Below are 1,172 nucleotides of genomic sequence, written 5' to 3'. Positions count from 1 at the left end.
AGCTGGGCGGCCAGACGCGCAACCGCATCGGCCGGTTGAGCGTGCCCGAGGCTGCCTTGCAGGCGCTGGAGCTGTTGCCAGACCGCGCCCGCCTGCGCTGGTGGCGCAGCGGCAGCGGGCCCGAGCTGGCGCAGGTGCGCTTTGCGGTGTCGCAAGACCAGGCCAGCTGGACCAACCTGGGCGCCGCCACCTACGTGCCCGGCGGCTGGGCCCTGGATGGCCTGGATGCCGCCGCGCTGCCGCGCAACCGCAACCTGTGGCTGCGCGCCGAGGGCCTGGCCAGCGGCGGCTACTTCAATGGATCGACCTCACTTCACCGCTCGGTGCGCCAGGTCTATCTGGCCGCCCCCACCGTCACGCCCAGCGTGAGCGGTGCCGGTGGGCAGATCAGCCCGGCCACGCCACAAGTGCTGGACCTGGGCAGCGTGCAGCAGTTCACCCTGCAGCCCGCCAGCGGCTGGCGCATAGCCAGTGTTGGCGGTACCTGCGGCGGGACGCTGGTGGGCAGCACCTACACCACGGCCGCGCTGGCGCAGGACTGCACGGTGGTGGCGCAGTTTGCACAGTCGGGCTACAGCGCGCCCAGCCCCGGCGGACAGGGCACGCTCACCACCGATATCCAGGGCAACAATTGCGCCTTCGACACGGTGAGCTACCCGGCGGCACCAGCCACGCTGCCGCCGGGCGCCACGGCCATGCCCTATGGCCTGCTGAGCTTCCAGGCCACCTGCGACCAGGCCGGCCGCACGCTGTCGCTGCGCCTGAGCTACCCCGGCAATGCCCTGCCGGCCAACGCGCAGTACTGGAAGTACGGCCCCACGGCGCAGCAGCCGCAGGACCACTGGTATGCGCTGGACGCCAGCCAGGTGCAGATCACGGGCAACACCGTGACGCTGAGCATCACCGACGGCGGCCCTGGCGACAGCGACCTGGCGGCAGACGGCCGCATCGTCGACCCTGGCGGCATTGCCATCATGGCTGCGGCCGGGCCAAACCCAACGGCCATCCCCCTGCTGCAGCCCTGGATGCTGGCAGCCATGAGCCTGGCACTGGCCGTGCTGGGCGCGCGCGGGCTGCGGCGGCGGTAGGCGCCCGGCTTGCAGGCACGCCCGCCGGGCTGAGCGGGCGGCGATTTCTGCTTTCACAAAAAGATAGCAGAAGCCCCTGGTAGA

1 protein-coding gene is annotated in these 1,172 nt (G+C 71.5%); it reads left to right on the top strand.

Annotation, left to right across the window (positions count from 1 at the left end; genetic code table 11):
* Positions 1-1,088: IPTL-CTERM sorting domain-containing protein (locus JHD63_RS22620; RefSeq protein ID WP_198973049.1), on the top strand; the 1,088-nt coding region annotated here is incomplete at its 5' end.
* Positions 1,089-1,172 lie beyond the last annotated feature (84 nt).

The organism is Xylophilus sp. ASV27, from assembly GCF_016428875.1.
GTDB lineage: Bacteria > Pseudomonadota > Gammaproteobacteria > Burkholderiales > Burkholderiaceae_C > Xylophilus.
Note: the sequence above shows the minus strand (reverse complement) of the source record. Positions and strands in the feature narration are given on the sequence as shown.